Genomic DNA, 2,838 nt, shown 5'->3' on the forward strand with positions numbered 1-2,838 from the left:
AGCGCGCGCAATCGGCAATGGGCGGATGGTTGAGCTTCAGATCGACCACGACGTCGAGCGAGCGAACCGGCGGCGGCTCGCGTCGCCGCGACAGGATGTTGAGGATCACCTCGTCGCTGGCGGCACCCGCCTCCAGCGCTTCGCGGATCGCGCCTTCGACCGCATCCAGCCCGTCGGTCAGCACTGCCGCCAGCACACGCACGAACCGCCGGTCGGCCTCGTCGCCGGTGCCGAGCTTGCGACGCAGCCGGGCAAGCGCCGGTGGCAGGTTCCAGCCCTGGAGCGGCGCGCCGTTGCGCACTGGCGAGTTGCCGCGCGGACTTGATCCGCCGCGATTCCAGTGCAGCCCGCTGGGCTGACGAAGAATGCCGGACCAACTGGCAGAAAGTCATGGCAAGCGGTCCTGCCGCCGACATGCTGTTGGCGGTCCTGCCCGGTGCAGGGAGTGGCAAGCCCTCGCTAACGATGACGAAGCAACGGGCATCGGGAGTCCGCTGGGCTGGAAGAGCAAATCCTCCTGCGCTGGCGACCGGAACACTGGGGCAGCTGGAAGTCGCGATAGGGGGAAGCAGCGCGCCCGCCACTGTCTCTGTAAACTGGGCAAAGGTGGGCGGAGAAATCCCCTACGACATCGCCGGAGCCCTGCGCCTGCGCCAGATCGCCATCACCGAAATGTCCTGCGAAAAGATCGGGGCTGGTGCGGGATCGCGCACTTATGCCGGGACATCGCCGGAAGGAGTGCCGTTCACCCTGACCGTCGACCAGCAGACCGCACCACTGGGGCACATGCAAAGCTATTACACCGCCACTATCCACCTGGAAGAAGGACATCCGCCGCGCGGTTCGACGGCAGGCTGCGATTTCTGACGATTGCGCGAATAGCAGTGGATTTTGCCGGTCAAAGCATGACCACACGATCAGCCGAGCATCGCATGGCAGCGCGCCCGCCAGGACGCCGATAGCTGAGGCAGCCCGGCAAGTTCAGCGATATCATCGCGCCGCGTCGGCGCCTTGCCGATCAGGATGCGGAAGGTCCGCGCGACGGTCCAGTCAGGATGACAGCGTTCCACCAACCTGATGATGTCGCCCGCAGCGACCATTCCCGGCTCGATCACCCGGTAGTACCAACCGCAGCGTCCGGTTTTGACCACGCGATCGACCATCGCCGGATCGCCGAAACGGTGGCCCAGTTTCCAGCAGGGCTGGCGACCCTGACTGATTTCGACCAGAGCCGTGCCCATACGGAAGCGGTCGCCGATACAGACAGTTTCCTCGCGCCACCCCAGCGTCGATATGTTTTCCCCGAATGCGCCCGGCTCGCTGAAGGCCGCCGTCAGTCCCGGCCGTTCGGCGATCCATGCCGGGTAATGATCGATGGCATAGTGATGGACCGCCTTGTCCACGCCGCCATGGTGGACAAGGTCGGCCTGCTCGTCCCCCTCGAGGCCAAGCAAGGTGACTTCCACCCGGTCGGTGCGGATCGCTTTGGCATAACCGCTCGGCTCGCCCATGGGGCCAAATGGCGCGACTCGCCCCGACAGCACCCCCCTGATCCTTGTTTCCATGCTGCCTTGTCCTTTCCCGGCACCGCTTAGACGAAGCGGAACGTAAGCACGAGCACGTCCCGGTGTGCCTCGCGCCCGGGGAGCAGGCTGGAAATCGGCGTCACCCCATGCCGCACCCGCCGATCATCGATGAACACCGCATCCAGCGGATTGGTGAGCGTGAATTCGGTCATATCCTTTTCGCCATCAATCGCGATACGGGTCGATCCGGCTTCCACATTGTAGCGCTCGATCAGGAATACACCGACCCGATCGACACCGTCCCGGTGCATGCCTTCGGGCGTGGGGTACCCGGGAGTCTCTCCCGCCTCGATCCGGAACTGATGAACCTCGATCTCGCAAGGTACGTCCGCCAGCGCAAAAACGTCGCGGCACAACGCAAGCAAGGTACGAAAGGTTTCGCTGCCGAGCACCTCGGGCTGCACTTGCGCGAACCAGCGCTCGATCCCGCCGTTGAGCGAGTTGTAGTCGCGGCTCTGGTAATGCGGACGTGGCGGCAAGGTGCGAACTTCACCATCGGTCAGCGCCAGAACGGCATGACGCCTGCGCCGGTAACGCCCGCCATCTGCCATGTAGCGATCATCACCCAGCGCGGACCAGCTTCTGCCGAAAGCATCCCATTCGGGCCCGCGCACGATCCCGGTCAGCGCACGCACCTGCCTCCCTGAAAGCGCGGCCCAGCCCTGGCTGGCGATCATGGCGCCAATGCGTGCGGGTTCCTCATTCGCCATGTCCTGTCAGCTGCAATCGCCTCCTGCCCGGCAGGTCTCGCCATACGGCTGCTGCCCATCGCTGCTGGCCACAACCTCTGCGCCCTCGGCCAGCAGCATCGCGATCAGCGCGCCAAGTGCAAGATCCGGCTCGTGCCCGAAACTGCTGTGCCGCAGGCGTCCCTGCCGGTCGATCAGGACCAGCGACGGCGTGCCGCGCAAGTTGTAGCGCTGCATGGTGATCGGCATCCCAGCCGGATCGTCATGGGCATCGAACCCGACAGGAAACCCGATCCGGTATTCGTGGAGGAACGCTTCGAGCGCTACCGGCATCATCGCCGCGTGATGCTCGAACACCGTGTGCAGGGCGACGACCGCGACATCCTCTCGGGCGAAAGTCTGTTCCACCCGCTGCAATTGCGGCAGGCCATTCGCGACGCAGCCCGGGCACAGCATCTGGAACGTGCCCAGCACGACAATCCGGCCGCGCAAGTCCGCAAGCGTCAGCGGCGGGCTGTTGAACCACTGGCTGGTCACCCATTCGGGGGCGAGTTGATCGAGCA

At 64.9% G+C, this 2,838-nt stretch carries 4 protein-coding genes and 1 pseudogene; 1 reads left to right on the forward strand and 4 read right to left on the reverse strand.

Going from position 1 to position 2,838, the window contains the following annotated elements:
* Window positions 1-298: pseudogene (locus tag IT549_RS09635) on the reverse strand (IS21 family transposase); the annotation flags it as partial.
* A gap of 23 nt (window positions 299-321) precedes the next feature.
* On the opposite strand from IT549_RS09635, the gene IT549_RS09640 reads away from it, so the two are divergent.
* A complete protein-coding gene (locus tag IT549_RS09640) occupies window positions 322-867 on the forward strand; it encodes a hypothetical protein (protein ID WP_202187998.1) in 546 nt (181 codons plus the stop codon).
* A gap of 50 nt (window positions 868-917) precedes the next feature.
* On the opposite strand, the gene IT549_RS09645 is transcribed toward IT549_RS09640, so the two are convergent.
* From IT549_RS09645 to IT549_RS09655, 3 genes are all read right to left on the reverse strand, one after another.
* A complete protein-coding gene (locus tag IT549_RS09645; protein ID WP_066214033.1) occupies window positions 918-1,565 on the reverse strand; it encodes an MOSC domain-containing protein in 648 nt (215 codons plus the stop codon).
* Between the two features lie 26 nt (window positions 1,566-1,591).
* Complete coding sequence (locus IT549_RS09650; protein WP_292972531.1) at window positions 1,592-2,296, reverse strand: 2OG-Fe dioxygenase family protein; 705 nt, start codon at window positions 2,294-2,296, stop codon at window positions 1,592-1,594.
* A 6-nt stretch (window positions 2,297-2,302) separates the two neighbouring features.
* Window positions 2,303-2,838 (reverse strand): TlpA disulfide reductase family protein (locus tag IT549_RS09655; RefSeq protein ID WP_292972533.1); only part of this gene is annotated, 536 nt, incomplete at its 5' end.

The organism is Novosphingobium sp., assembly GCF_020852455.1.
Taxonomy (GTDB): domain Bacteria; phylum Pseudomonadota; class Alphaproteobacteria; order Sphingomonadales; family Sphingomonadaceae; genus Novosphingobium.